This is a genomic window from Methylorubrum rhodinum (genome assembly GCF_014199935.1).
GTDB lineage: Bacteria > Pseudomonadota > Alphaproteobacteria > Rhizobiales > Beijerinckiaceae > Methylobacterium > Methylobacterium rhodinum.
In genome coordinates this window covers 83,463-108,970 of sequence record NZ_JACHOP010000010.1, presented here as the reverse complement: position 1 = coordinate 108,970, position 25,508 = coordinate 83,463, and the positions used below count along the sequence as shown (strand labels likewise).

Here is a 25,508-nt window from a genome sequence, read left to right as displayed (position 1 = left end):
CACAAACGAAAAAGCTGCACACGGGTGCTTGACCGGTGCGCAGCCTCCGCGTGTCGTTCGCGCGTCCGGCGATGGCCGCCGGATGCTACCGTCGCGAGGGGCGACAACGGATCGCGTATCGACGCGACCCCTCCCCCGTCACCGCCCGGCGACGGTCCCCACCGAGCCCGACACGTCCGCATGCCCCCCGTCGTGGGGGGCGGTCTCCGCGAAGGCGGTGCCGTCGCGGCCGAGCGCTTGGCCGTGGGCGAACAGGGCCTGCATGTAGGGCCGGTCGAACGGGCGCTCCGAGGTCCGGGTGAAGCGCTGGTCGATCAGCGCCACCTGCAGGTCGAGGCCGGTGCGCTGGGCGTAGGAGCGGGTCAGCGCGAGTGCCGCCCGGGTCTGCGCCTTGATCGCCGCCGACATGGTACGGCCGAGCACCGACAGCACCGAGCGGCCCGCCATCTGGAAGTCCGGCTCCAGCCGGTTGTTGACCACGAGGTAGATCCGCGAGGCCGGCAGGATCAGGCGCGTCTCGCCCGCCACCGCCGCGGCGGGGGCGAGGAAGAACGGGCCCATGGCGCCGCCGTCGTCGTGCATCTCCTCGAAGCTCCTGCCCCCGCTGCTCGCCGGGATCAGCACCGGCGGAAACACGCCGGGCACGGCGGTCGAGGCCAGCACGATCTCGCGGAACAGCTTGAGGGCGCGGGCGTCGCCGCCGGCGTTCAGCGTCGCGATCGCGCCCATGTCCCACAGGGTCGGCCGCTCGCTGTCGACCTGGGTCGTGGCGATGAAGAGGCGCCGGCCCCTGGCGTGCTCGGCCGCCACCGCCTTGAGCAGCGCGGGCGTCACCGCGCGCTCGATCCGTTCTTTCAGCGGCCACGTGTCGGTGAGCGAATCCCGCGTGCCGCCGAACTCGAACACGTCGGCGGCGGAGATCTCGGTGTAGTTCTGCTTCAAGGCCCCGTCGGCCTGGGGCCCGACGAAGGCGAAGGGGGCGATCAGCGCGCCGGTCGAGACGCCGGTGATCACACCGAAGGACGGCCGGTCGCCGCGCTCGCTCCAGCCCGCCAGCAGGCCCGCGGCGAAGGCACCGTTCTCCCCGCCCCCCGACAGCACCAGCCAGGGATCGGAGGCCTTGTCGGCCCCGTCGATCAGCGCCTTGAAGGCGCTCGCGTCGTCGCCCGCGATGCGGACGGACGCCGGCAGCCCCTCGGGCCGGGCGTTCGCGGCTTGGGCCGCGGTGTAGTCCGCCCGCTCCTCGGGCAGCTTCTCGGCGGGCCTGTCGGCCTGCACCTTCTCCGCTTGCATCTTCTTGGCCGCCGGCCGCTCGGCCGCGAAGGCGGGCGAACCGAGCGCCATGGCGGTGCCGAGCAAGGTGAGCACGAGCCCCCGGCGCATCCGCCCGGCGGCCGGCAGCCCCTGCCCTTTCGAAATCGTGATCCGTTCCGGCATCGACGCACGTCCCTTGACGGTGTTCGATCTGCGTGGACCCTCGATACATCCGATCACCGGATGTCCCCCACCGGCCGCCATGGACCGGCAGGAGTTTCGTGAATCCACACGCCCGCCTCGGCCGGAAAACACGGCCCGGCCCGGAGCGTTCCAGGCCGTCATGCTTCGCCGGGCAAGCAACTGACGCCAATCTGGGGCGAACCGGACCCGGACGCGGTGCGCGGGCACACCCGAATCCTTGGCCGAATCTTGAGCTCGCCCGCGGATGATCTTCCCGAATGCGGTTTCGTGCAATGCTCGAATGCATCCGGCGCAAGGGTTGTCCGCGGATGTTCTATCCATGCCGGGTCCGAGCGTGCGGCGGGTCGCCGCCCTTGCCCGAAAGCCCGGCTTTACGACGGGGGCCGGGGTGCTCTAACCGGTTGGCCAGACGCCGAAACCGGAGCCTGGACATCCGATGAAACTGCCCCGCCGCTTCTTCCAGCCGCTCGCCGCCGGCGCGCCCGAGCCGTTCCGCGAACTGCCGATCAAGCTCGAGCGGATGATCCACTTCGTGCCGCCCCACAACGAGAAGGTCCGCGCCCGCGTGCCGGAACTCGCCAAGACGGTCGACGTGGTGCTCGGCAACCTGGAGGACGCGGTCCCCGCCGACCAGAAGGAGGCAGCCCGCAACGGCTTCGTCGCGATGGCCAAGGCCACCGATTTCGCCGCCTCCGGCACCGGCCTGTGGACGCGCATCAATGCGCTGAACTCGCCCTGGATCCTCGACGACCTGTTCACCCTGGTGGCCGAAGTCGGCGACCGGCTCGACGTCGTGATGGTGCCCAAGGTCGAGGGCCCGTGGGACATCCACTACATCGACCAGCTGCTCGCCCAGCTCGAGGCGCGTCATAACGTCAAGAAGCCGATCCTCGTCCACGCCATCCTCGAGACGGCGGAGGGCGTGGCCAACGTCGATGCCATCGCCAGCGCAAGCCCCCGCATGCACGGCATGAGCCTGGGGCCGGCCGATCTCGCGGCGTCCCGCGGGATGAAGACCACCCGCGTCGGCGGCGGCCACCCGGACTACAAGGTTCTGTCCGACCCGAAGGGCGACGCCGAGCGCTCCTCCGCCCAGCAGGATCTGTGGCACTACACCATCGCGAAGATGGTCGATGCCTGCATGGCCAACGGCATCAAGGCGTTCTACGGCCCGTTCGGTGACTTCTCCGATTCGGCCGCCTGCGAGGTCCAGTTCCGCAACGCCTTCCTGATGGGCTGCGCCGGCGCCTGGACGCTGCATCCGAGCCAGGTCGCGCTCGCCAAGACCGTGTTCGCCCCCGATCCGGACGAGGTGAACTTCGCCTCCCGCATCGTCGCGGCGATGCCCGACGGCACCGGCGCCGTGATGATCGACGGCAAGATGCAGGACGACGCCACGTGGAAGCAGGCCAAGGTCATCGTCGACCTCGCCCGGCTCGTGGCCGACAAGGACCCGGACCTCGCCAAGGTCTACAATCTGCCCTGATCGTCGCGGAGGGTGGGCCTCGCATTGGCAGGGAGCGGGCGCGAGGCCTATCTTGTCGATCATGAATCAGCAGACCAGCATGAGAACCGCGAAATTCGGCCTCGGTGCGGTGGTCCGGCACCGGATCTACCCGTTCCGGGGCGTGGTGTTCGACGTCGATCCGGAATTTTCCAACACCGAGGAATGGTGGCTGGCGATTCCGGAAGAGGTTCGGCCGCGCAAGGACCAGCCGTTCTACCACCTGCTCGCCGAGAACGCCGACAGCGAGTACGTCGCCTACGTCTCCGAGCAGAACCTCGTGCCCGACACCTCCGGCGAGGCCCTGCGCCACGCCGGCATTCCCGAGGTGTTCGAGCGCGACCCCGACGGCGGCTACCGCATGCGCCTGGGCCACGCGAATTAAGTCCGGGTTCCCAAAGGGATCATCCCTTTGGCCGGGCACCGGGGTAGAGCCCCGGTTTCCCTCCAAGATCAGGGCTCTGCCCTGAACCCGCGAAAGGGATGATCCCTTTCGAAACCCGGATTCAGGTGCCCTTGCGGGGCGGCTTCGGCTTCAGGCGCTCCAGCACGCGTTCCAGGGCGCGCTCGACGGCCGATTGCTCCGGGCGAGGCGGCTCGTCCGCCCCGCCGCGCGGCTTGCTGGTCCGGCTCGGATCGCGACGCTTCGGCATGAGGCGAGGCTAGACGGCCTCGCATCCGCGCGGCCACCGCTCTGGCGCCGCCCGACCGCTCCAGGCCGGGTTTTCCTCAAGAAAAGACTTGCGCATATTTGGAAAGATGCCGCTCGGCGGCGTGGCGCGGCCGAGCGGCACCGGCCGAAAGCCCGGAAGGACTGTGCGGTGCCGACGATCATCATCAGGAATTCATGATGCGGCCGGCCGGGATCCGGGGATGCCCGGATCCCTGGATCAAGGGACGTTCGGATCACGGGATCAGGGGATCCGCCGATCCCGGAACGGCCAGTCGATCGCCTTCGTGGCGTAGAGCGCCCACCACACCATGACCGGCTGCAGGGCGAGGCGTGGGCCGTGGTACCACCACGTGTCCGGGATCGGCGGCAGGGAGATGCCCTCGACCGCATGCTTGATGTTGGCCGGGAACACGCAGACCGCGTAGAGCGCGAGCCCGATCCCCGCCGCCCGGCGCAGGCCCGGCCACGGCGTCGTCAGCGCGAGGGCCGCCGCAATCTCGCACAGGCCCGTGGCGATCACGACGAGGCGCGGCTGCGGCACGAAGGTCGGCATGATCGGCAGGAATTTGTCGGTGGCAGCGAGGTGCACCACGCCGATGAAGCCGTAGAGGCCGATCAGGCCGAGCCGCAGCCCACGGCGGTCGTCGGTCACGAGGCGGGGCTCAGGCGGAGCGCTCCGGCTTGGGGGATTCGCGCGTCGCGCCGGACGGGGTGTTGCCGTGGGCGGCTTCCTCGGCCTCCGTGCCGGCGCGCTCCATCGGGCCGTCTTGCGCCTTCACCCGACCCGTCACCGGATCCTTGGGCGAGAGTGCGGCCTCGTCGCTCCGGTCGCGCTGCTCGTCCGCCATGGTCAAACCTTCCGGTTGCTGTCGGCGGGGCAACGCCTCGGCGGGCGGGGCGGTTCGGCTCACACCGCGAGGCCGTGCAGGTCGTGGGCCTCGGCCCGCTCGATCTTCACGGTGACGATGTCGCCCGGCCGCACCGGGCGGCGCGAGGCGACGTGGACGGTGCCGTCGATCTCCGGCGCGTCCGACTTCGAGCGCCCGCGCGCCACCGTCGGGCCGACCTCGTCGATGATGACCGGGATGCGCTTGCCCACCTTCGCCCGCTGCAGCCGCAGCGACACGACCTCCTGGGCCGCCATGAACCGGCGCTTGCGCTCGGCCTTGACCTCGGGCGGCACGGGCAGGCCGAGATCGTTGGCGGTGGCGCCCTTGACCGGCTCGTACGCGAAGCAGCCGACCCGCTCCAGACGCGCTTCCTTGATCCACTCCAAGAGTTCCTCGAACTCCGCGTCGGTCTCGCCGGGGAAGCCGACGATGAAGGTCGAGCGGATCGCGAGATCGGGGCAGATCTCGCGCCAGCGGCGGATGCGGTCGAGCTGCTTTTCCTGGTTGCCCGGCCGGCGCATCCGCTTGAGCACCGACGGGCTCGCGTGCTGGAGCGGCATGTCGAGATACGGCAGCACACGTCCCTCGGCCATCAGCGGGATGACCTCGTCCACGTGCGGATAGGGGTAGACGTAGTGCAGCCGCACCCAGGCGCCGAGTTCGCCGAGTTCCTTGGCGAGATCATAGAACCGGGCACGCACCTCGCGGTCCTGCCAGCGGCTCGGCGCGTAGCGGGTGTCGAGGCCGTAGGCCGAGGTGTCCTGCGAGACGACGAGCAACTCCTTCACGCCCGCCTTCACCAGTTTTTCCGCTTCGCGCAGCACGTCCGCCGCCGGGCGGCTGACGAGATCGCCGCGCAAGCTCGGGATGATGCAGAAGCTGCAGCGGTTGTTGCAGCCTTCCGAGATCTTCAGATAGGCGTAGTGGCGCGGCGTCAGCTTGACGCCCTGCGGCGGGATCAGGTCGAGGAACGGATCGTGCGCCGGCGGCACCGCCTCGTGCACGGCGGCCACCACCGATTCGTAGGCCTGGGGGCCGGTGACGGCCAGAAGGTTCGGATATTTTTCGCGAATTTCTTCCGGCTGGGCGCCCATGCAGCCGGTGACGATCACCCGGCCGTTCTCCGCCATGGCCTCGCCGATCGCCGACAACGATTCCGCCTTGGCCGAATCGAGGAAGCCGCAGGTGTTGACGATGACGACGTCCGCCCCGTCGTGGCGGCGCGACAGCTCGTAGCCCTCGGCGCGCAGATGCGTGAGGATGCGCTCGGAATCGACGAGCGCCTTGGGGCAGCCCAGCGACACGAACGAGATCCGCGGCGCGGCGGCGCTCTTGGCGGCACTCTTGGTGTCCGAGGGAGAGGCGGTGGCGGTCATGACGGCTCGTCGTGAGCGGCGCCTCTTTTGCGGAAGAGGGCCGCGTGCGCTTTAAGCGAAGGGCGGTGAAGTCGCCGATATAGCCGCATTGGGGCGCGGTTGCGAGCGGAGCCGTTGTTTCTAAAAACCCAGCTCGGCATGCGAGCCGAGGCGCACAAGCTGAAGCGTTTCCGTGCCGACCAACCGGTAGATCAGCACGAGATCGGGCTTCACGTGGCAATCGCGGTGATCATTCCAGCTGCCGGTGAGCGCGTGGTCGCACAGGCGCGGCGCGAGCGGCTGATCCGCCGCGAGGTCGGAGATCACCGCCGTCAGGTCGGCCGGGAGGGTCGCGCGATGGCGCCCCTTCCTCTCCCGCTTGAAGTCGCGCTTGAACTGCGTGGTCCGCTCAATCGTCCGCATCGAGGTCGGCCATCAGCGCCTCGACGCCGCCGAAGCGCGGCAAGTCGCCGGCGCGGGCCTCGCGCATGGCCGCGACCGTGGTCTCGTTGGGCACCAGCGGCTCGAACGGCAGCGCCTTCTCCCGCGCGACGCGCACGAGCATCATCCGCACCGCGTCGGAGACGGTCAGTCCCATCGCCTTGAGGACGGCGGTGGCTTCTTCCTTGGTCTCGGCATCGATCCGGGTCTGGACCAGAGGCTTGGTCGGCATTGAATCCTCGCTTGCACGACAATGTCGTGCAGCTCTAGGCGGAGCACAAGCGATTGTCTCACGGCCGCGGCGACCGGACGCCGCTGCGCCTCTCACCGAGACGACCTGCCTTGCCTAGCAAAAACGAATCGGGTCAGTGGTTTGATAGCCATTCTTCACCTGTTCGATGAAGAGCGGGCGGAACATCCGCATACCCCTCCCGCGGGCCCAAGATGTGCGAGGTGATTGACGGCGCGGTTCCGGACGCCCTTGGGTGGGCGGAGACGTTGCCGCGACGGACGCCGACGCACGACACCCTATAAGACGATGGTCTGGACCCGCGCGATTCCCTTCCTCGACCCGGTCGCGGCGGCCACCCGCCTCGCCCGGCTGCCGGGGCTCGCCTTCCTCGACAGCGCCATGCCGCACGACACGCTTGGGCGCGTCTCGGTGCTGGCCGCCGACCCGTTCGGGCGGTTTCGGTATCGCGAGGGGCAGGCGACTCTCGACGGGGGCCCGGTGCCGGGCGCGCCGCTCGATGCCCTGCGGGCCTGCCTCGCCCCCTACCGGCTCGCGCCCCGGCCCGACCTGCCGGCCTTTCCCGGCGCGGCGATCGGCTACTTCGCCTACGATCTCGGCGCGAGCCTGGAGCGGGTCGTCCCGCCCGCCCGCCGGGCAGGGCTCACCGACGACATCGCGTTCAACCTCTACGACACGCTGCTCGCCATCGATCACGCCAGCGGCACCGGCCTGCTGATCGCCACCGGCTTCCCGGAGACCGACCCCGAGGCCCGGGAGGCGCGCGCAAAAGCCCGGCTCGACGCCTTCGCCGCACTCCTCGCGAGTCCGGCGGAAACGCCGCCCGACTGGACCCCGATCAAGCTCGCGTGGCGCACGAACCTTTCGCGGGAAGCCTATGAAAGAGCGGTCGAAACCGTCCGGGACTATATCCGCGCGGGCGACATCTATCAGGCCAACATCGCCCAGCGTTTTGTGGCCGACCTGCCGCCCGGCTTCGACCCCTTCGCCTTCTACCGGCGGCTTCGCGCCACCAACCCGGCGACCTTCGGGGCCTATCTCGACTTCGATGATCTCACGGTCGCCTCGTCCTCGCCGGAGCGCTTCCTGAAGTTGCAGGGCCGCGCGGTCGAGACCCGGCCGATCAAGGGCACGGTGCGGCGCGATCCCGATCCGGCCCGCGACGCCGAGGTCGCGGCCGCGCTTCAGGCCAATCCGAAGGAGCGGGCCGAGAACATCATGATCGTGGATCTGCTGCGCAACGACCTGTCGCGGGTCTGCGAGCCCGGCAGCGTGAAGGTGCCGGTCCTGTGCGGGCTGGAATCCTATGCCGGCATCCACCATCTCGTTTCGGTGGTCACCGGCACCTTGCGCGAAGACGCCGACGCCCTCGATCTGATCCAAAAAACGTTTCCCGGCGGCTCGATCACCGGCGCGCCGAAGCTCAGGGCCATGGACATCATCACCGAGATCGAGGGGGACGCGCGCGAGCTCTATTGCGGGGTGATCGGCGCGCTCGGCTTCGACGGCTCGCTCGACACCTCGATCGCGATCCGCACCGTGTTCATGGACGAGGCCCAGGCCGTGCTCCAGGCGGGCGGCGGGGTGACGCTCCTGTCCGATCCGGCCTCCGAGTACGAGGAGACGCTGACCAAGGCCGCCCGGGTCTTCGCCGCGTTCGAGGAGGCGCCGTGATCCTCGTCGTCGACAATTACGACTCGTTCGTCTTCAACGTCGTGCGCTACTTCGAGGAGTTGGGCGAGACGGTCCGGGTCGTGCGCAACGACGCGCTGGATGTGCCCGGCATCCGTGCCCTGAACCCCGAGGCGGTGGTGATCTCGCCCGGCCCCTGCACCCCGGCGGAGGCGGGCGTCAGCTTATCCGCGATCCGCGAACTCTCGGGCGAGTTGCCGATCCTCGGGGTGTGCCTCGGCCATCAGGCGATCGGCGCGGCCTTCGGCGGCCGGGTCGAGCGGGCCGGGCGCCCGCTGCACGGGCAGGCCACGCCGATCCGCCACGGCGGCGAAGGGCTGTTTTCCGGCCTGCCGCAGCCGATGCAGGTCGGGCGCTACCACTCGCTGATCGTGACGCCGACCCCGGAGATGGAGCGCCGGCTCAGCGTCGATGCGGTCTCCTCGGAGGGCGAGGTGATGGCCCTGTCGCACCGGACGCACCCGACCTGGGGCATCCAGTTCCATCCGGAATCGGTGCTGACCGAGAACGGCCACGCGCTGTTTGCCAATTTTTTGAAGGGCGCCCGCGCGTGGCGCGGCGCGGCGCAAACCAAGGTAGCCGATGCTGTGGGCTGACGGGCGCCTCGTCGAGGGCGGAACGCTGCCCTTCGACATGGGCGACCGCGGGCTCCTGCTCGGCGACGGGGTGTTCGACACGGCGCTCGCGGTGCAAGGCCGGATCGCGTTCGAATCCGCCCATATCGACCGTCTTTTCGCCGCGGCCGCTGCCCTCGGTTATCCCGCCGATCCGGACGCGATCCGACAGGCGATGCGGGAGCTGGCCGACACCCTGCCGCTCGCGGCGATCCGCACCACGCTGACCCGCGGCTCCGGGCCGCGCGGCCTCGCCCCGCCGCAGGAACCCGCGCCGTTCCTGTTCGCCAGCGCCGCCCCGGCCAGGGCCGGCCTGTTCTTCTCAGCCCTCCGTCTCCTGCCGACCGAGATCGCCCGCAACGAGACCTCCCCGGCCTCCCGGCTCAAGACACTGGGCTATCTCGACGCGGTGCTCGCCGCTCGCGCCGCGACGGCGGCCGGGTTCGACGAGGCGCTGTTCCTGAACACGAAGGGCCGCGTGGCCTGCGCCGGGACCGGCAATGTTTTTGTCGTTTTGGGAGATGTGCTGGTGACGCCTCCGGCGGAGGAGGGCGTGCTGCCGGGCATCGTCCGGGGCGAGATTCTTTCGACCATCGCGCCGGGGCTCGGCCTCTCCGTCGAGGAGCGCCCGCTTCGGCTTGCCGAGCTGGAGCGGGCGGAGGCTTTGTTCGTCACCAATTCCCTTCGCCTGATCGCCCCCGTGGCGGCCATCGGCGCTACCGCTTACGACAGCGCCGAGCACGCGACCGTGCGGCGGCTGTGGGCCGGTTTGCGTGAGGCGGTGGCGGCCTCGTGCGGCGTCGAGGCTCACGCCTTGAACCCGTGATCCGGGGATGGCGTGATCACAGGATCGCGGGACGCCGTGATCCCTTCATCCCACCCACCCCCTCATCCTGAGGTGCCGCGAAGCGGCCTCGAAGGAGGGCTCCAGCGTATCGCGCGATCCCTGGAGCCCTCCTTCGAGGCTACGCTTCGCTCCGCACCTCAGGATGAGGGGGTGAATGGGATGAGCGTCGCTCAGGCGAACGCATCGCTCGTCGCCCGCCGCACCCCTGCCCGCTCCATCTCGGCCCAGGCCCGCAGGGTGCCGTCGCGGTCGATGCCGCGCACCGCGTCCTCGATCACGGTGACCTCGAAGCCGGCGGCGCGGGCGTCGAGCGCGGTCCAGCGGATGCAGTAATCGGTGGCGAGGCCGGCGAGGAACAGGTGGGTGAGGCCGCGTTCCCGTAGATAGCCGGCGAACCCGGTGCGGGTGTGCCGGTCGGCTTCGAGGAAGGCGGAGTAGCTGTCGACCTCCGGGTGGTGGCCCTTGCGGATCACCAGTTCGGCCCGCTCCGCTTCGAGGCCTGGGGCGAGGGCGGCGCCTTGGGTGCCCTGCACGCAATGGTCCGGCCAGAGCACCTGCTCGCCGTAGGGCATCGCCACCGTGTCGAACGCCTTTCGGCCCGGATGGCGCGAGGCGAAGGAGGCGTGGCCCGGCGGATGCCAGTCCTGGGTCAGCACCAAGTGCGGGAAGAGCTTTGCCAGCCGGTTGACCGGCCCGATCACGGCGTCGCCATCGGGCACGGCCAGGGCCCCGCCGGGCAGAAAATCGTTCTGCACATCGACGACGAGCAGAACGTCGGTGTTATCGCTCATTGTGCCAAGTCCCAGGGTCCCGAGGGACAAGTCCCTCGGCGGGTCCGGGCGGAGCCCGGCCTCACGGCGTCATCACCGTGGCACCGGTGGTCTGCCGATCCGCCAGATCGCGATGCACCTGCGCGGCGTCGGCGAGCTTGGCGCGCGCATGGATCGGAATCTTCACCGCGCCGCTCGCCACGACCTCGAACAGCTCGGCGGCGTTGGCGTCGAGCTGTTCGCGGGTGGCGATGTGGGTGAAGAGGGTGGGGCGGGTGGCGTAGAGCGAGCCCTTGGCCGCCAGGATGCCGATGTCGAAGGCCTCGATCGGGCCGGAGGCCGAGCCGAAGCTGGCGAAGACGCCGCGGGGCGCGAGGCAGTCGAGCGAGGCCGGGAAGGTCGCCTTGCCGACGCCGTCGTAGACCACCGGAACCCCCTTCCCGCCCGTGATCTCCTTCACGCGGGCGGCGAAATCCTCGTCGCGGTAGAGGATGACGTGGTCGCAGCCGTGCTCTTTGGCCAACTCCGCCTTCTCCGGCGTGCCGACGGTGCCGATCACGGTGGCGCCGAGGTGCTTGGCCCATTGCGTGGCGATGAGGCCGACGCCGCCGGCGGCGGCGTGGAACAGGATCGTGTCGCTGGGCTGCACCCGGTAGGTCAGGCGCAGCAGGTAATGGGCGGTGAGGCCCTTGAGCATCATCGCGGCGGCGGTCTCGTCGGGAACCGCGTCGGGCACGTGGACCACGCCCTTCACGTCGACCACGACCTCCTCGGCATAGGTGCCGACGGCGCCGGCATAGGCGACGCGCTCGCCGACGCGGAAATCGGTGACGCCCTCGCCCAGCGCATCGACCACGCCCGCGCCCTCCTTGCCGAGGGTGAAGGGGAGGGACGCCGCCTTGTAGGCGCCGGAGCGGAAGTAGATGTCGATGAAGTTGACGCCGATGGCGGTCTGGCGGACGCGGATCTGGCCGGGGCCGGGCTCCGGCGTCGGGATGTCCTCGTAGACCATCGCCTCGGGGCCGCCGTACTGGTGCACCCGGATCGCCTTCGGCATCGTGTTCGCTCCGTCCTGTCGCCCGCCCTCTTACGGGCGGGAGATATCGGGCGCGCCGCCATCGGCAAGCACCTTTGTGAGGTTGGAGCGGGATTCGTCCCCTCGCCTATCCCTCCTGCACGTCGACGCGCATGCCGATGCCGGCGAGGCAGCGGTGGATGCGCTCGGCGATCTCCGGGGTGAGCTGGTGGACGTGGACGTGCATCGTCGCGGTGTCCTCGGGCCGCACGATCACGCGGTAGCGCAGGCCCTCGTCGCGCATCTGCCGCAGCAGGTTGGTGCTCGCCGTGGTCATCGCCGCGATGTGCTGGTCGATCAGGTCGGGCCGCATGCCTGACGCACCTCCGCTCATCCGCGCCCTCCCCCGCTCGCCGCCGCGCCGGTGCGCGGGACCTCCGAAGGGCCGTCGCCGGCCGGAGCGTCGGCACGGGGCGGGCGCGCCTGGCGGATCGGCGGGAACAGGTGGGACAGGCCCTGCGCCACGCCCGCGAGCACGGGATCGTAGGGAGAGCCGAAATCACCCGAGGCGGCCTCGGGTCGGGCTATGATGAATTTCCGCACGAACGCCCCCTCAGACGTGTGTCTCGCGCCGTTCGACGATGCGTTGCGTCCGGCACCCACTGGGATGGTCTGAGACGGACCAACATTTGTTTGGCAATGCGCGTGGGGCGATTTGGTTTCATGTCATCGCGTCGTCTTGTCGCCGCCGCGGCCTGGCCCAGGCCGTCGCACGGGGCGGGCGCCGCCCTTGACCCGGCCCCGGCGCAGCCTCTGTAGGAACAGGCGGCCGCCCCTCCCGGCGCGCCGCCCCGAGGAGTCTCCTTCACCGTGACGGTCCCGCCCTCCCCCCTCCCCCCCCTCCCGCCGCGCTTCGAGGCGGCGGTGGTCGGCGCCGGGGCGGTGGGGCTCGCCGCCGCCCTGGCGCTCGCCCGCGACGGCGTCGCGACCGCCCTGGTCGGGCGCCACGCGCCGGTGGCCGACGGGCGCACCGTCGCGCTGCTCGACGGCTCGGTGCGGCTGCTCACCGCGCTCGGCGCCTGGGCCGAGATCGCCCCGCACGCGGCGCCGCTCGCCGAGATGCATCTCGTCGACGACACCGGCAGCCTGTTTCGCCCGCCGCCCGCCCGGTTCTCCGCGGCCGAGATCGGCCTCGACGCGTTCGGCTGGAACGTCGAGAGCGCCCGCTTGGTCGAGACCCTGCGGCGGCAGGCTCGCACCACCCCCGGCCTGACCCTGTTCGAAGCGAATTCCACCGGGATGCAGCGCACCGAGGGCGCCGCGCTCCTCACCCTGGCGGATGGGCGGAGTCTGGCGGCGCAGCTCGTCGTCGCCGCCGACGGAGGCCGCTCGCCCCTGCGGCAGGCGGCGGGCTTGCGCACCCGCGAATGGTCCTATCCGCAGGCGGCGCTGACGACCTTGCTCGCCCACGAGCGGCCCCACCGCGACGTCTCCACCGAGTTCCACACCCGCAACGGGCCCTTCACTCTGGTGCCCCTGCCGGGCGGGCAGCGCTCCAGCCTCGTCTGGGTCACGGGCGAGCGGGCGGCCAAGCGCCTGTCCGGCCTCGACGATGCCGCGCTCGCGGCGGCGGTGGAGCATCAGGCCCGCTCGATGCTCGGCGCGATGCGGATCGACGGGCCGCGCGGCCTCGTGCCGATGCGGGGCTTGTCGGTGGCAAGCCCGGTGGCCGAGCGGCTCGCGCTGGTCGGCGAGGCCGCCCACGTCTTCCCGCCGATCGGGGCGCAGGGACTCAACCTCGGCCTGCGCGATGCCGCGGCGCTCCGCGACGCGGTCCTCTCCGCCCGCGAGGCCGGGCGCGATCCGGGGATTCCCGCCTCGCTCGCGGGCTTCGCCCGGAGCCGGGGGATCGACGCCCGCCTGCGCGGGGCGGCGGTCGACATGCTCAACCGCTCGCTGCTGACCGACCTCGTGCCGGTCGATGCCCTGCGCGGCCTCGGTCTCGTCGTCCTCTCCTCGGTCGCCCCCTTGCGCCGCCTCGTCATGCGCGAGGGCGTGCAGCCGCGGCTCGGGGCGCCGCGGTTGATGCGCTGATGGTTTTTCCCCTCTCCCCGCCGGGCGGGGAGAGGCCTGCCTGCATCTTGTCGTGCAGGCAGGAAGCGGAGGCGAAGCCGGAGCGAGGGTGAGGGGGTATCTCAGGATCGGGCACACCCGGATGCGCCCCCTCACCTTCGGCTGCCGCCTCGCTTTGCCGACGGCAAGGTCGGCAAAGCCCTCTCCCCGCGTGCGGGGAGAGGGGGTGCGCGGAACGCTCGCTGCGTGCCGCAAGACGCTGAGAATTAGAAAAGAATTACAAAAAATCGCCGTAGAGATCGACCGTCTCGAACCCCCGTTCCGCCAACCGCTCGGCCAGCACCCGGCGGTGGCAGCGGGCGGGGTCGCGCTCGAAGCAGAGCAGGCAGGTGGGGGTGCGGGCGGCGAGCTGCGCGAGGCCGTCGAGGGCGAGGCCGCCGTCGGCGGTGTCGAGCACCTCCTCGCAGTAGATCTTGCGCATCAGTCCGGCGTCGTGGGCGCGGGCGGCCTCGCGGCCGGATTTCGGGGTCCCGAGACTGCGAAAGTGCTCGTAGCCGAGGCCCGCCTCCTCCAATCCGGCCTTCAGCGCCCCCTTCGAGAAACCGCGCTTGCGGGAGTTCGCCACCGCCCGCACGTCGGCGAGCACGCCGACCCCCGCCTCCGTCAGCGCGGCGTGCAGGCGCTCCGGCGCCAAGCCTTCGTATCCTATGGTGAACAGAGTGTTGCGCATGGACGGCTCGCCCGAAACTCCGAGGCTGCGGAACGAATTAGCGCCGGCCCCCACGCCGCCGGAGGCGGCCTCAAGCCGGCCTATGTGCCCGGTTTGCAACGGCTTCCGGAAATCCGCCGCAATGCTGGCAAAGCTCTGTTAACCGCCCGCGGGGCATCGAATACCCATTGATTTCGCACGCGGGAAGTGGCGGGCCATCGATGTCGCAGGACACCGAATACACCTCTGAGCGCGCCACGGCTCCTCGCGCCTGGCTGAAGCGGGGGCTCGCCGCCGCCCTGCTGTCCGGGCTCGCGGCCTGCGCCTCGCAGAGCGACTTCTACCCGACCAAGGGCGACGTGAAGCCCCATCCGGGCGTGGCCAAGGCCAAGAACCACCCGATCCAGGGCATCGACATCTCGAAGTGGCAGGGCCCGATCGACTGGGCCTCGGTGAAGGGCGCGGGCACGCAGTTCGCCTTCATCAAGGCGACCGAGGGCGGCGACCACGTCGACGAGCGGTTCCGCGAGAACTGGGACGGGGCCGGCCGGGCCGGCGTGCCGCGGGGCGCCTACCACTTCGTGTTCTGGTGCCGCTCGGCGGAGGACCAGATGGCGTGGTTCAAGCGCAACGTCCCGAACGATCCGACTGCCCTGCCCCCGGTGCTCGACGTGGAGTGGAACGGCCACTCGGCCAAGTGCCCGAAGAAGCTGCCCAAGGCCCAGGCGCTCGCGATGACCCGCTACATGCTGGAGGAGATGGAGCGCTACACCGGCAAGCGGCCGATCATCTACACCGACATCACCTTCCACAAGGACGTGCTGGAGGACGAGCTGCCCGATTATCCCCACTGGGTCCGCTCCACCGCGGCCGAGCCGGAGCAGCGCTACGCCAACCGCAAGTGGATGCTGTGGCAGTTCACCTCGACCGGCCGCGTGCCCGGCGTGCGCGGCGACGTGGACCGCAACGCCTTCTACGGCAGCCCGAAGGAGTGGGCCTCCTTCCTCTCCACCGATTGCGACCCGCGCGACCATCGCCACCTCGCCTCGCAGGGGCTGTGCAGCGCCAAGTAGCTTCGCGTCGGGAGGGGTGGGGACAACATATGTTGTCGACCGGTCCGCGCCCAAGCTTATCGAACGCGATCAGAAGCGGCGCGGCGCAGGATTTTTCCGAGCCCAGCGGCAGATTTGTCTACTTGTAGACAGACGTCATGTCGGGGCTCGCGCTAGGAGCGCTTCGCGACGAAGTGGTTGCCGGTTCGTCGGCACGAAGCGCGTCGCAAGGATCCGGGGGCGTGATCCGATCCGACAGGATCGGGCACGACTCCGGAAGCGCCGCACCACCCGACGGATTCGAGCCTTTTCATGCCTTCGGACTTGGAGCGCTGCTTCGAAGGCAACCTCCTCCTGAGATCCCTGCGTCCCGAGGATCGCGCCCTGCTCCTGCCCTACGTCGAGCGGGTCGAGTATACGCGCGGCGCCACCTTGTTCGCGGCCGGGCGCGAGGTCGACTTCATCAGCTTCCCCATCGACCAGACGGTCGTGACGCTGCTGATCTCGATGATCGACGGGCGCAGCGCCGAGACCGCCACGATCGGCCGCGAGGGCGCGGTCGGCGGCGTGGTCAGCAACGGCGGCCTGCCCGCCTCGACCCACGCCATGGTTCAGATCGCCGGCCCGATGCTGCGGATGGATTCGGCCCGGCTTCAGGACGCCAAGCGCCGCTCGGAACCGTTGCGCAACCTGTTCACCCGCTACTCCGACTGCCTGCTGGCGCAGGTGCTGCAATCGGTCGCCTGCAACGCCCTCCACCCGATCGAGGAGCGTTGCCTGCGCTGGCTCCTGACCCTGCAGGACCGGCTGGAGAGCGACGTGCTGCCGATCACCCAGGAATCGCTCGCGGCGATGCTCGGCGTCCAGCGCACCTACCTGACGCGCATCCTGCGGATGCTGCAGCAGCAGGGGCTGATCGAGGTCGGGCGCGGGCGCATCACCATCGTGGACCGGGCCGAGACCGAGGCGGTGGCCTGCGAGTGCCACGCCTGCGTCAAACGTCATTTCGAGACGGTGCTCGGGGCGGTCTATGGTCCGAATGGTCGCCTTGTCGCGATCGATCCGCCCACCTAGACCATCGCCCTGGATTCGATATCCAGGGCGACGGTCCGGGTTCTCGTGCCGCATCGGCATGTTTGCGAAAGCCGGCGACCACCGTTCGGGCCGATGCTCCGAAGCCCAGGAACGTTCGCCGAACGATCCGGGGGCAGGGCCGTTTCCTGAAGGAAGGCCGGGTCGCCGAACCCACGGGGAGAGGGGATGACGACGCGGCAGGACACGGAGCAGGCCCTGCGGCACGACCTCCTCATCGACAGAGCGCTCGACAGCGAGCCCGGCGGCGGCGATGAGCCGACCGCCTGACGCCCCCGTCGCGACCGGGCCGGCCGAGCGCCGCGCCGCGCTCGCGCGCTACGGCATCCTCGACACGCCGCCCGAGCAGGATTTCGACGACGCGGTCGCGCTCGCCGCGCAGCTCTGCGCCGCGCCGACGGCGCTCGTCAGCCTCGTCACCGAGGACCGGCAATGGTTCAAGGCGCGGCTCGGATTCGATGCCTCCGAGACCGGGCTCGACCGCTCGGTCTGCTCGCACACTCTGGGCCTGACCGACGTCCTCGTCATCCCCGATCTCGCCGCGGATGCCCGCACCCGCGCCAACCCCCTGGTCACGGGGGCGAAGGGGATGCGCTTCTACGCGGGCGCGCCGCTGATCACGCCCGAGGGCGTCGCCATCGGCGCCCTGTGCGTGCTCGACACGGCGCCCCGGCCCGAGGGCCTGAGCCCGGCGCAAGCCGCGGGGCTCGCCGCGCTCGCGCGCTCGGTGATGACGACGTTCGCGCTGCGCCGGGCGGCCCTGTCGCGCCGGGCGGAGATCGCCGCGCTCGCCGAGAGCGAACTGCGCCTGCGGCTCGCCGTGGAGGCGACCGGCATCGGCACCTTCGACTACGACTTCGCCGCGGGGAGCTTGCGCTGGGACGGGCGCACCCGCGCCCTGTTCGGGGTCGGCCCGGACGCGCCCGTGAGCTACGAGGGCAGCTTCCTGCCCGGCCTCCATCCGGAGGACCGGGCACGGGCCGACGCCGCCGTCCGCGCCGCCCTCGATCCCGACGGCTCCGGCCTGTTCGATTGCGAGTACCGCACGGTGGCCCGCGACGGCGCCCTGCTCCACCGCGTCGCCGCCCGCGGCGCCCTCGTCCGCGAGGGGGGGCGAGCGATCCGCTTCGTCGGCACCGTGCGCGACGTGACCGCCGAGCGCGCCGCGCAAGGAGCGCTCGCCGCCACGGAGGAGCGGCTGCGGCTCGCCACGCGGGCCACCAACGACGCGATCTGGGACTGGGACCTCGTCACCGACCACGTGCTGTGGAACGAGGCGCTGGAGGACGCCTATGGCTGGGCGCCGGAGACGGTGGAGCCCACCGGCGGCTGGTGGCTGGAGCGCGTCCACCCCGAGGACCGCGCCCGGGTCGAGGCCGACATCCGCGGCGTCATCGATCGCGGCGGTGACGACTGGCGCCACGAGTACCGCTTCCGCCGCGCCGACGGCTCCTACGCCGAGGTGTTCGACCGCGGCTCGATGGTGCGCGGACCCCGCGGAGAGCCCCTGCGCATGATCGGCGCCATGCTGGACCTGACCGAGCGCAACCGCGTCGCGGCCCAGCTCCGGGCGGTGTTCGAGGGCGCCAATGTCGGCATCGTCCAGATCGATCCGCGCACGCTCGTCGCCCTGGAGGTCAACGCCAAGCTCTGCGCGATCTGGGGCGCGGAGGAAGCCGACATCCTCGGCCACTCGGTGGCCAAGTGGACGCCCGCGGAGGACGTGGAAGAGCGCGACCGCCTGCACCGGCGGCTGGCGGCCGGCGAGATCATGCGCGAGACCCTGGAGAAGCGCTACCGCCGCAAGGACGGGCGCCTGATCTGGGGCCGGGTCAACCTCGTCTCGCAGGTGAACGGCGACGGCCTCCTCATCACCGCGATGATCGAGGACATCACCGAGGAGAAGCGGCTCGAGGCGCGCCAGCGCGCCCTGATCGAACTCGGCGACCGCCTGCGCGACGCCGCCGACACCGCCGAGGTGTCGGGGATCGCCGCCGAGATTCTCGGGAAGACGCTCGGCCTGTCGCGGGCGGGCTACACCGCCATCGAGACCGGCGCGGGGCGCTTCCGGATCGAGCGCGACCGGACCGACGGGACGGTGGCGAGCCTTGCCGGAACCCATCCGCTCGACATGGTCGCGGCGACGGTGGCGCGCCTGCGGCGGGGCGAGGTTCTGGTCGTGGCCGACATCGCCGCCGATCCGGGTCTGGCCCCGGACCGGGGAAGCTATGCCGAGCACCGCATCCGCGCCCAGATCAAGGTGCCGCTGCTGCGCCGCGGTGAACTCGTCGGCCTGCTCTTCGCCCACGCCGCGGCGCCCCGCGCCTGGGAGGCGGGCGAGGTCGGCTTCGTGCGCGAGGTGGCCGAGCGGGTCTGGGCGGCGCTGGCCCGGCTCCAGGCCGAGGAGCAGCAGCGCGTGCTCAACCGCGAGCTGAGCCACCGCCTCAAGAACACCCTGACCATGGCCCAGGCCATCGCCTCGCAGACCCTGCGCAACGTCACCGATGTCCGCTCGGTCAAGGATGCGCTGGTCGCCCGCCTCGTGGCGCTCGGCAAGGCGCACGACATCCTGCTCTCGGGAGAGGGCGAGGAGGGCGCCGGGCTGGAGGCGGTGCTGGCCGGCGCGCTCGCCATCCACGACGACGGCGAGCCGGACCGCATCCGCCTGTCGGGCCCCCCGATCGAGGTCGGCCCGAAGGCCGCGCTCTCGCTCTCGCTGATGATCCACGAACTCGCCACCAACGCCGCCAAGTACGGCGCCTTCTCGGTGCCCGGCGGGCGCGTCGCCGTGGAGTGGACGATCGAGGACGGGAGCGGCCCGGACGCGCTCGTGCGGATGATCTGGACCGAGCGCGGCGGCCCTCCGGTCACGGTGCCGACGCGAAAGGGCTTCGGCTCGCGCCTGATCGAGCGCGGCCTCTCCGGCGCCGTCGGCGGCGAGACCCGGACCGACTATGCCCCCGACGGCGTGGTCTGCCGCATCACCGCGCCGCTCGAAGGGCTCCTGGAGAAGGAGTAAATTTTATTTGGCCCGCCGGCCGGCAACGACATTTTCCGCATCCTCGGGGGCAACGAACCGGCCTCTCGCCGTTTGTCGCAGTGACTCGGCCGAGGAGCCCCGATGGATGAACCCGTTTCCCCGTCCCCCGTTTCGCGTGACGGCGCTCGCCCGCTCGCCTTGGTCGTCGAGGGCGACGCGATCCAGCGCATCGAGACGGCCGATTGCGTGGCGGAGGCCGGGTTCGAGGTGATCGAGGCCTGGAACGGGCCGACCGCCCTTCGCCAGATCGAGCGCCATCCCGAGCTGCGCCTCATCGTGATCGACGCCGACCTGTCCGATCCGGACGGACGCTTCGCCCTGGTCCACGCCATCGCCCGCCTCCGGCCCGGCCTCGCCCTGGTGGCGGTCTCCTCAGGTCCGAACCCGGAACCGGACGCCCTGCCCTGCGACGCGCGGTTTTCGGCCAAACCCCTCGGGGCGGCCCTGGCGCGGACGATGCGGGAGGGGTTGGGGGGATAGCCCGCGTGATCACACCGAGACCGGCGGCGGACTGGCAGCCGCTGCAGGTGGCCGACATGGCGCAGGTCGATCGGATCGCGGGCCTGATCCATGCCGGCCTGCCGGAGCGGCCCGCGGTGCTCGCGGAGAAACGCGACCTCTGGCCCGCGACCTGCCTGAAGCTCGTGCGCGAGGGGCAGATCGTCGGATACGGGTTGGCGCATCCGTGGGCCCTGCGCGACGTCCCGCCTCTCGACGCCTTCCTGACCACGCTGCCGCCGTCGCCGACCTGCCTCTACGTCCACGACGTCGCGATTCTTCCCAGGGCGCGCGGTCAGCGGGCCGCGGCCCGGTACGTCGCGATCCTCACGGCGCAGGCACGGGCGCTCAGGGTTGCGCATCTCGCCTGCGTCTCGGTGTACGGCACCGTCGGATTGTGGTCGGGGCTCGGCTTCGAGGCGGACGACGATCCGGGCTTGCGGGAAAAGCTGTCGAGCTACGGCGACGGCGCCCGGTACATGACCGCTGGGATATCAGAACCGGTCTGACCGGCTCATCCCACCCAACCCCTCATCCTGAGGTGCCGCGAAGCGGCCTCGAAGGAGGGCTCCAGAAGTCGCGCGATCCCTGGAGCCCTCCTTCGAGGCTCCGCTACGCTCCGCACCTCAGGATGAAGGTGTGGGTGGGATGGCGCATCGGCGGAATCCCAAAAATTACTGCGCCGGGACCGCTCGCTCCTCCCCACTTTCCGCCTTGCCCTTCGTGTCCCCCCGCAGCCGCTCGGCGGCGATGTAGAAGACCGGGGTGACGAACAGGGTCAGGATGGTGGCCACCACGAGGCCGCCGATCACCACCGTGCCCATCGACAGCCGGGCGTTGGCCCCGGCCCCGCTGGCGATGGCCAGCGGCACCGCGCCGAGGATGAAGGCGAAGGAGGTCATAAGGATCGGGCGCATCCGCATCCGCGTGGCGTGCTTGGCGGCTTCCAGCGCGTCCTCGCCCTTGGCCCGCAATTCCTCGGCGAAGGAGACGAGCAGGATCGAGTTCTTGGCCGCCAGGCCGACGAGCAGGAGGAGCCCGATCTGCCCGAACACGTCGAGCGGCATGTCGCGCAGCGCCAGGAATCCGACGGCGCCGAAGATGGCGAGCGGCGTCGCCAGCAGGATCACGAGCGGCAGGCGGACCGATTCGTACTGCCCGGCGAGGAAGCAGAAGATCATGAACACGCCGAGCCCGAAGATCAGCGGCGCGAAGCTGCCGGCGATCTTTTCCTGATAGGCCACCTCGGTCCACTCGATCGAGAAGTTGCGCGGCAATTCGGAGGACAGGCGCTCGACCTCTTCGAGGATCGTGCCGGAGGAGGAATCGGCCTCGACGGTGATCGCCACCTCGATCGCCGGATAGGTGTTGTAGGACAGGACCGCGGTCGGCCCGGTGGTGAACTTCGCCTGCACCAGCGAGCCGAGGCGCACCGGCTGGCCTTCCGCGTTCAGCACGGTCAGGGCCTCCAGATCCTGGTACAGGCGGCGGCCCGAGGCCTCGCTCTGGACGTAGACCTGATAGACGAAGCCGAAGCGGTTGAAGAGGTTGACGAAACTCGATCCGACATAGGTGCCGAGCGCCTCGAACAGCCGCGACAGCGGCACGCCGAGCTGCTCGGCCTTGGCCCGGTCGATGTCGAGGCGGATCTGCGGCACGCCCCACTCGGTGGTCGAGGTCGCCCCGCTGACGCCGGGGAGCGCCTTGATCTTCTCGATGAACTCGGCGGCGGTCTTGGCGAGCCCGAGGCCGCCATTGCCCGAGCGGTCCTGAATCTCCAGGGTCAGGCCGCCGCGGCTGCCGAGGCCGGGGAGCGGCGAGGGGTTGGCGATGCGCACCTGCCCGTCGGGGTCGTGCTTGAACCGCTCCTCCATGTCGCGGATCAGGTCGTTGACCGTGGTCTTTCGCTCGTCCCAGGGCTTCATGACGGGAATGTTGAAGCCGTAGAACGGGGCCACCGTGTCGGCGAGGAACGAGCGGCCGGACACCCCGATCGTATGATCCACGTCGTCGCGGGCGCGCAACACCTCGCCGAAGCGGGCGTTCATCGCCTCGGTGCGCTGAACCGAGGCGCCGAGCGGCATCGCCACCTCGGCGTAGAGATAGCCCTGGTCCTCCTCCGGCACGAAGGCGGTCGGGCGCTGCATCAGCAGCAGCACCGTCGCCCCGGCGAACAGCGCGAAGGCCACGAGCGTCAGCACGACGTGGCGGGACAGGAACCCGATGGCGGCGACGACGAAGCCCGCCGCCCGCTCCAGGGCGGTGTTGAACCAGTCGAGCGGGCGCTGCCACCACGGGCGGCGGTGCCCCGGCTCGTGCGGGCGCAGCAGCAGGCCGCAGAGCGCCGGCGTGAGCGTCAGCGAGACGACGGCCGAGATCAGCACCGAGATCGCGATGGTCAGCGCGAACTGGTTGTAGAGCTGGCCGGTCAGCCCCGGAATGAAGGCCACCGGCACGAACAGGGCGGCGAGCACCAAAGTCGTGGCGATGACCGGCCCGCCGACCTCGTTGACCGCCTCCCGCGCGGCGGGCTTGGGCTCCTGCCCCTCCGCCATCAGCCGCTCGGTGTTCTCGACGACGATGATGGCGTCGTCGACCACCAATCCCACCGCCAGGACGAGGCCGAGGAGGCTCAACGTGTTGAACGAGAAGCCGAGCAGCGCCATCGGCCCGAACGTGCCGATCAGCGCCACCGGCACGGCGATGGTCGGGATCAGCGTCGCGCGCCAGTTCTGGAGGAACAGGTAGGTCACGACGGTGACGATCAGGATCGCCTCGACCAGCGTGCGCACCACCTCGTAGATCGCCTCCTTGACGAACTCGGTGGAATCGAGCGCGATCGAGTAGTGCAGCCCGGGCGGAAACCGTTTGGCGAGGTCCGCCATGGTCTCGCGCGTCCCGTTCATCACCTCCACCGCGTTGGCGTCGGGGTTCTGGAAGATGCCGAGCGTGGCCGAGGGCTTGCCGTCGAAGTTCGAGGTGACGCCGTACTGCTCGGAGCCGAGTTCCACCCGGCCGACATCGGCCACCCGCACCACCGAGCCGTCGGCATTGGCCCGCAGCACGATGTTGGCGAACTCCTCCGGCTTGACCAGACGGCCCTTGGTGACGAGCTGCAGCTCGAACGGCGTGGCCCGGTCCATCGGCAGCTTGCCGAGCGAGCCTGTGGTGACTTGCGCGTTCTGCGCCTGGATCGCCTGGAGCACGGTCTCGGTCGCCATGCCGAGCGCTTCCATCTTGGCCGGGTCGAGCCAGACCCGCATGGCGTAGCGCATGTTCGAGAAGTTGAGGATGCGGCCCATGCCGGTGACGCGGCGCAGCGGCTTGATCACCTGCGTCTCGGCGTAGTTGGCCAGGAACAGCTCGTCGAAGCCGGTGCCCTCGTCGGCGTAGAGCACGACGTTGCCGAGCCGCTGGCGCGAGGACTTCTGGATCTCCAGGCCCTGGTCGCGCACCGCCTGCGGCAGCTTGGCCTCGGCCCGGCTCGACCGGGTCAGCACCTCGGCGGCGGCCGCGTCCAGGTTCGAGCCGACCTCGAAGGTGGCGTCGACCGAGACGCTGCCGTCGGCGGACGAGGTCGACTGGATGTAGATGAGGTTCGGGGCCCCGTTGATCTCCTGCTCCAGGGGGATCGCGATCGACTCGTAGGCCTGCTGGGCGGACGCCCCCGGATAGGTCGCCTGGATGTTGACGACGGGCGGCGCGATCTCCGGGTACTGCGCCACCGGCAGGGTCAGCCCGGCGACGATGCCGATGGTCGTGATGATGACCGAGATCACGCCCGCCAGGATCGGCCGGTCGACGAAGGTGGCGAACATGGGCCGGGCCATCTCCGGAATTTGAGCGGGGCCGTGAAGGGTCCGCGTGCAACGTCTTGGCGTGACGCGTGTTCCCCCACCTGCCGCGCGGCCTCGCAGAGGCGGATGGTCGGCTTCCGGAGGGGTCTTTAGGTGCGCTCAGGCGTCGGTTTCATCGTCACCGGCCTCGTCATCGGGGCGATGGGGATCGCGGGCGGCGCGTGGTGGGGGATGGGCCATCCGATCCCCGGCTTCCTCGCCCACCACCTCAAGGTGAGTCAGCGCGCCAAAGCCAAGGACAAAGAGGAGCCGGCGCTCGCCGTGAAGGTGGTGCCGGCGGAAGCCCGCGAGGTGCCGGTCGCCTTCGAGTATACCGGCACGATCGTCTCGCCCCGCGACGCCGAGCTGCAGGCGCGGGTGACCGGCATCGTGGTGGAGCGCGCCTTCGAGCCCGGCGGCCACGTCAAGAAGGGGCAGGTGCTGTTCCGCATCGATCCGCGGCCCTTCGAGGTGGCGCTGCAATCGGCCACCGCGCTGCGCGACCAGGCCAAGGCCGCCCTCGACTTCGCCCAGGCCGAGGTGAACCGCACCGAGCAGCTCGCCGACAAGGGTTTTGCCACCGAGCAGCGCGCCCAGCAGAACCAGTCGAACCTCGCCACCGCGGTCGCCAAGCTCAACGAGGCGGAAGCCGCCATCGCCCGGCAGAAGCTCAACCTCGATTACGCGGTGATCCGTGCGCCCATCGACGGGCGCTCCTCGCTGTCGCTCGTCAACGTCGGCGACATGGTGATCGAGAATCAGACCAAGCTCGTCTCGGTGGTGCAGGTGAATCCGATCGACGTGCAGATGGCGCTCTCCTCCGAGGACGCTGAGGCCGTGCGGGTCGCGCTGGCCGAGAAGCGGGCCAAGGTGCAGCTCCTCGACGTGCAGCGCGAGCCCGTGCGCGAGGCCACGATCTACCGCCTCGACAACCGCTTCGATCCCCGCACCGGCCGCCGGCTGATCCAGGCGTGGCTCGACAATGCCGACGAGCGCTACCTGCCCGGCCGCTTCGTGCGCGCCCGCATCGAGGTCGGCCGCCAGGAGCGGCTGCTGGTGCCGACCATCGCCCTCTCGGCCCAGCTCGACCAGCAGGTGGTCTGGACCGTGGACGACAAGAACATGGTCCACATGACCGCGATCGAGACCGGCGATGCCTACGGCGACGCCACCGCGGTGATGAAAGGTCTCAAGCCCGGCACCAGGGTGGTGATCGACCATCTCCAGAGCCTGCGCCAGAACCTCAAGGTCGAACCGCAGGCCGCCGAGCCGGTCAAGGCCGCGGACAACACGCCCGCTTCGGGCGAGGCGCGACACTGACAATCGATGCCTCGGAGAGACGACGGTCCGGGTCTTGCTGCGCGGGGCGTGCGCATCCGCACGGGTTCGGGCGGCGGCAAGGGCGTTGGTAAGCGCGTTCGATCGAGGATGCGAGCGAGACGGAGACGATGACGCTTCTCACCATGCCGGCCGTGCAGGCCCTCGTGTTCGTGGCGGGCTGCGCCCTGATCCACGCCGCCCGCGCCCACGCCGCGGCCCTCGCCCGCGTCCTGACCGAGGCGGCGCTCCTCCTCGCCGTCCTCCTTCTCATCAGCGCCGCCGTCAACTCGGCGGTCGAAGCCACCCTCGGCGGCGCCGGACCCTACGACGCGATCATGGCGCTGGACGCGCCCTGACCGGCATTTTTCCCCGCGCGGCC

The 25,508-nt window shown here is 70.4% G+C and carries 26 protein-coding genes; 13 read left to right on the top strand and 13 right to left on the bottom strand.

The annotated features are described in order from the left end of the window. Positions 1-138 precede the first annotated feature (138 nt). A complete protein-coding gene (locus tag HNR00_RS13320) occupies positions 139-1,437 on the bottom strand; it encodes a patatin-like phospholipase family protein (RefSeq protein ID WP_376770383.1) in 1,299 nt (432 codons plus the stop codon). A 457-nt stretch (positions 1,438-1,894) separates the two neighbouring features. Between HNR00_RS13320 and HNR00_RS13315 the strand changes: the two genes are divergently transcribed. Together HNR00_RS13315 and hspQ are read left to right on the top strand one after the other, a co-directional pair. Beyond that, entirely contained in the window at positions 1,895-2,944 is a 1,050-nt protein-coding gene (locus HNR00_RS13315; RefSeq protein WP_183570020.1) for an HpcH/HpaI aldolase/citrate lyase family protein, read from the top strand. 61 nt (positions 2,945-3,005) lie between these two features. Next, positions 3,006-3,347, top strand: coding sequence for a heat shock protein HspQ (gene hspQ, locus HNR00_RS13310; protein ID WP_183570144.1), 342 nt, complete (start codon positions 3,006-3,008; stop codon positions 3,345-3,347). Positions 3,348-3,468: 121 nt separating this feature from the next. Here the strand turns inward: hspQ and HNR00_RS13305 are convergent, their stop codons facing one another. The 6 genes from HNR00_RS13305 to HNR00_RS13280 all read right to left on the bottom strand — a co-directional run bounded on the left by HNR00_RS13305 (position 3,469) and on the right by HNR00_RS13280 (position 6,553). Next, a complete protein-coding gene (locus HNR00_RS13305) occupies positions 3,469-3,615 on the bottom strand; it encodes a hypothetical protein (protein WP_183570018.1) in 147 nt (48 codons plus the stop codon). Positions 3,616-3,876: 261 nt separating this feature from the next. Continuing rightward, a complete protein-coding gene (locus tag HNR00_RS13300; protein WP_183570016.1) occupies positions 3,877-4,287 on the bottom strand; it encodes a DoxX family protein in 411 nt (136 codons plus the stop codon). A gap of 10 nt (positions 4,288-4,297) precedes the next feature. Beyond that, positions 4,298-4,483: a hypothetical protein gene (locus HNR00_RS13295; RefSeq protein ID WP_183570014.1), complete on the bottom strand. Its 186-nt coding sequence runs from the start codon at positions 4,481-4,483 to the stop codon at positions 4,298-4,300. A 59-nt stretch (positions 4,484-4,542) separates the two neighbouring features. Next, positions 4,543-5,901 carry a 30S ribosomal protein S12 methylthiotransferase RimO gene (rimO, locus tag HNR00_RS13290; RefSeq protein ID WP_183570012.1) on the bottom strand — a complete coding sequence of 453 codons (1,359 nt, stop codon included), beginning with the start codon at positions 5,899-5,901 and terminating at the stop codon, positions 4,543-4,545. A 120-nt stretch (positions 5,902-6,021) separates the two neighbouring features. Further along, entirely contained in the window at positions 6,022-6,303 is a 282-nt protein-coding gene (locus HNR00_RS13285; protein ID WP_183570010.1) for a type II toxin-antitoxin system RelE/ParE family toxin, read from the bottom strand. Further along, positions 6,290-6,553 carry a type II toxin-antitoxin system RelB/DinJ family antitoxin gene (locus HNR00_RS13280; RefSeq protein ID WP_183570008.1) on the bottom strand — a complete coding sequence of 88 codons (264 nt, stop codon included), beginning with the start codon at positions 6,551-6,553 and terminating at the stop codon, positions 6,290-6,292. Before HNR00_RS13280 ends, HNR00_RS13285 begins: the two co-directional genes overlap by 14 nt. Before the next feature lie 306 nt (positions 6,554-6,859). Between HNR00_RS13280 and pabB the strand changes: the two genes are divergently transcribed. From pabB to HNR00_RS13265, 3 genes are read left to right on the top strand one after another with little or no spacing between them, the layout of a single operon-like run. Further along, on the top strand, positions 6,860-8,245 hold the full coding sequence (pabB, locus tag HNR00_RS13275; RefSeq protein WP_183570006.1) for an aminodeoxychorismate synthase component I: 1,386 nt from the start codon (positions 6,860-6,862) through the stop codon (positions 8,243-8,245). Continuing rightward, positions 8,242-8,859: an anthranilate synthase component II gene (locus tag HNR00_RS13270; protein ID WP_183570004.1), complete on the top strand. Its 618-nt coding sequence runs from the start codon at positions 8,242-8,244 to the stop codon at positions 8,857-8,859. Before pabB ends, HNR00_RS13270 begins: the two co-directional genes overlap by 4 nt. After that, entirely contained in the window at positions 8,846-9,703 is an 858-nt protein-coding gene (locus tag HNR00_RS13265) for an aminotransferase class IV (protein WP_183570002.1), read from the top strand. Before HNR00_RS13270 ends, HNR00_RS13265 begins: the two co-directional genes overlap by 14 nt. Positions 9,704-9,894: 191 nt before the next feature. Here HNR00_RS13265 and pncA read toward each other — a convergent pair whose 3' ends face one another. From pncA to HNR00_RS13245, 4 genes are all read right to left on the bottom strand, one after another. Further along, on the bottom strand, positions 9,895-10,515 hold the full coding sequence (pncA, locus tag HNR00_RS13260) for a bifunctional nicotinamidase/pyrazinamidase (protein WP_183569999.1): 621 nt from the start codon (positions 10,513-10,515) through the stop codon (positions 9,895-9,897). A 61-nt stretch (positions 10,516-10,576) separates the two neighbouring features. After that, positions 10,577-11,551: a quinone oxidoreductase family protein gene (locus HNR00_RS13255; RefSeq protein ID WP_183569997.1), complete on the bottom strand. Its 975-nt coding sequence runs from the start codon at positions 11,549-11,551 to the stop codon at positions 10,577-10,579. A gap of 106 nt (positions 11,552-11,657) precedes the next feature. Continuing rightward, the gene (locus tag HNR00_RS13250; protein ID WP_246390595.1) at positions 11,658-11,903 is read right to left on the bottom strand and encodes a hypothetical protein; all 246 of its coding nucleotides are present in this window, start codon (positions 11,901-11,903) and stop codon (positions 11,658-11,660) included. Beyond that, complete coding sequence (locus HNR00_RS13245) at positions 11,900-12,112, bottom strand: hypothetical protein (RefSeq protein ID WP_183569995.1); 213 nt, start codon at positions 12,110-12,112, stop codon at positions 11,900-11,902. The genes HNR00_RS13250 and HNR00_RS13245 overlap by 4 nt, the downstream gene beginning before the upstream one ends. Before the next feature lie 267 nt (positions 12,113-12,379). On the opposite strand from HNR00_RS13245, the gene HNR00_RS13240 reads away from it, so the two are divergent. Continuing rightward, entirely contained in the window at positions 12,380-13,603 is a 1,224-nt protein-coding gene (locus HNR00_RS13240) for an FAD-dependent monooxygenase (RefSeq protein ID WP_183569993.1), read from the top strand. 256 nt (positions 13,604-13,859) lie between these two features. On the opposite strand, the gene HNR00_RS13235 is transcribed toward HNR00_RS13240, so the two are convergent. Beyond that, positions 13,860-14,312, bottom strand: a complete 453-nt coding sequence (locus tag HNR00_RS13235) for a DUF488 domain-containing protein (RefSeq protein WP_183569991.1) — start codon at positions 14,310-14,312, stop codon at positions 13,860-13,862. 200 nt (positions 14,313-14,512) lie between these two features. Between HNR00_RS13235 and HNR00_RS13230 the strand changes: the two genes are divergently transcribed. From HNR00_RS13230 to HNR00_RS13210, 5 genes are all read left to right on the top strand, one after another. Beyond that, on the top strand, positions 14,513-15,364 hold the full coding sequence (locus tag HNR00_RS13230; RefSeq protein WP_183569988.1) for a glycoside hydrolase family 25 protein: 852 nt from the start codon (positions 14,513-14,515) through the stop codon (positions 15,362-15,364). 291 nt (positions 15,365-15,655) lie between these two features. After that, the gene (locus tag HNR00_RS13225) at positions 15,656-16,417 is read left to right on the top strand and encodes a Crp/Fnr family transcriptional regulator (RefSeq protein WP_183569986.1); all 762 of its coding nucleotides are present in this window, start codon (positions 15,656-15,658) and stop codon (positions 16,415-16,417) included. A 271-nt stretch (positions 16,418-16,688) separates the two neighbouring features. Beyond that, positions 16,689-19,454: a PAS domain S-box protein gene (locus HNR00_RS13220; RefSeq protein ID WP_183569984.1), complete on the top strand. Its 2,766-nt coding sequence runs from the start codon at positions 16,689-16,691 to the stop codon at positions 19,452-19,454. A 102-nt stretch (positions 19,455-19,556) separates the two neighbouring features. Further along, positions 19,557-19,955, top strand: coding sequence for a response regulator (locus tag HNR00_RS13215; RefSeq protein ID WP_183569982.1), 399 nt, complete (start codon positions 19,557-19,559; stop codon positions 19,953-19,955). Between the two features lie 5 nt (positions 19,956-19,960). Continuing rightward, positions 19,961-20,482: a GNAT family N-acetyltransferase gene (locus HNR00_RS13210; protein ID WP_312886050.1), complete on the top strand. Its 522-nt coding sequence runs from the start codon at positions 19,961-19,963 to the stop codon at positions 20,480-20,482. Between the two features lie 165 nt (positions 20,483-20,647). On the opposite strand, the gene HNR00_RS13205 is transcribed toward HNR00_RS13210, so the two are convergent. Then, positions 20,648-23,791 (bottom strand): efflux RND transporter permease subunit, encoded by a 3,144-nt coding sequence (locus HNR00_RS13205; protein WP_183569980.1) that lies wholly within the window; start codon positions 23,789-23,791, stop codon positions 20,648-20,650. A 132-nt stretch (positions 23,792-23,923) separates the two neighbouring features. Between HNR00_RS13205 and HNR00_RS13200 the strand changes: the two genes are divergently transcribed. Together HNR00_RS13200 and HNR00_RS13195 are read left to right on the top strand one after the other, a co-directional pair. Then, on the top strand, positions 23,924-25,129 hold the full coding sequence (locus HNR00_RS13200; protein WP_183569978.1) for an efflux RND transporter periplasmic adaptor subunit: 1,206 nt from the start codon (positions 23,924-23,926) through the stop codon (positions 25,127-25,129). Between the two features lie 128 nt (positions 25,130-25,257). Further along, a complete protein-coding gene (locus HNR00_RS13195) occupies positions 25,258-25,485 on the top strand; it encodes a hypothetical protein (protein WP_183569977.1) in 228 nt (75 codons plus the stop codon). Positions 25,486-25,508 lie beyond the last annotated feature (23 nt).

Coding starts and splice junctions, on each gene's coding strand:
- HNR00_RS13320 (WP_376770383.1), bottom strand. CDS start 1,437: ATGCCGGAACGGATCACGATTTCGAAAGGGCAGGGGCTGCCGGCCGCC.
- HNR00_RS13315 (WP_183570020.1), top strand. CDS start 1,895: ATGAAACTGCCCCGCCGCTTCTTCCAGCCGCTCGCCGCCGGCGCGCCC.
- hspQ (WP_183570144.1), top strand. CDS start 3,006: ATGAATCAGCAGACCAGCATGAGAACCGCGAAATTCGGCCTCGGTGCG.
- HNR00_RS13305 (WP_183570018.1), bottom strand. CDS start 3,615: ATGCCGAAGCGTCGCGATCCGAGCCGGACCAGCAAGCCGCGCGGCGGG.
- HNR00_RS13295 (WP_183570014.1), bottom strand. CDS start 4,483: ATGGCGGACGAGCAGCGCGACCGGAGCGACGAGGCCGCACTCTCGCCC.
- rimO (WP_183570012.1), bottom strand. CDS start 5,901: ATGACCGCCACCGCCTCTCCCTCGGACACCAAGAGTGCCGCCAAGAGC.
- HNR00_RS13285 (WP_183570010.1), bottom strand. CDS start 6,303: ATGCGGACGATTGAGCGGACCACGCAGTTCAAGCGCGACTTCAAGCGG.
- HNR00_RS13280 (WP_183570008.1), bottom strand. CDS start 6,553: ATGCCGACCAAGCCTCTGGTCCAGACCCGGATCGATGCCGAGACCAAG.
- pabB (WP_183570006.1), top strand. CDS start 6,860: ATGGTCTGGACCCGCGCGATTCCCTTCCTCGACCCGGTCGCGGCGGCC.
- HNR00_RS13265 (WP_183570002.1), top strand. CDS start 8,846: ATGCTGTGGGCTGACGGGCGCCTCGTCGAGGGCGGAACGCTGCCCTTC.
- pncA (WP_183569999.1), bottom strand. CDS start 10,515: ATGAGCGATAACACCGACGTTCTGCTCGTCGTCGATGTGCAGAACGAT.
- HNR00_RS13255 (WP_183569997.1), bottom strand. CDS start 11,551: ATGCCGAAGGCGATCCGGGTGCACCAGTACGGCGGCCCCGAGGCGATG.
- HNR00_RS13250 (WP_246390595.1), bottom strand. CDS start 11,903: ATGAGCGGAGGTGCGTCAGGCATGCGGCCCGACCTGATCGACCAGCAC.
- HNR00_RS13235 (WP_183569991.1), bottom strand. CDS start 14,312: ATGCGCAACACTCTGTTCACCATAGGATACGAAGGCTTGGCGCCGGAG.
- HNR00_RS13230 (WP_183569988.1), top strand. CDS start 14,513: ATGTCGCAGGACACCGAATACACCTCTGAGCGCGCCACGGCTCCTCGC.
- HNR00_RS13225 (WP_183569986.1), top strand. CDS start 15,656: ATGCCTTCGGACTTGGAGCGCTGCTTCGAAGGCAACCTCCTCCTGAGA.
- HNR00_RS13220 (WP_183569984.1), top strand. CDS start 16,689: ATGAGCCGACCGCCTGACGCCCCCGTCGCGACCGGGCCGGCCGAGCGC.
- HNR00_RS13215 (WP_183569982.1), top strand. CDS start 19,557: ATGGATGAACCCGTTTCCCCGTCCCCCGTTTCGCGTGACGGCGCTCGC.
- HNR00_RS13205 (WP_183569980.1), bottom strand. CDS start 23,791: ATGTTCGCCACCTTCGTCGACCGGCCGATCCTGGCGGGCGTGATCTCG.
- HNR00_RS13195 (WP_183569977.1), top strand. CDS start 25,258: ATGACGCTTCTCACCATGCCGGCCGTGCAGGCCCTCGTGTTCGTGGCG.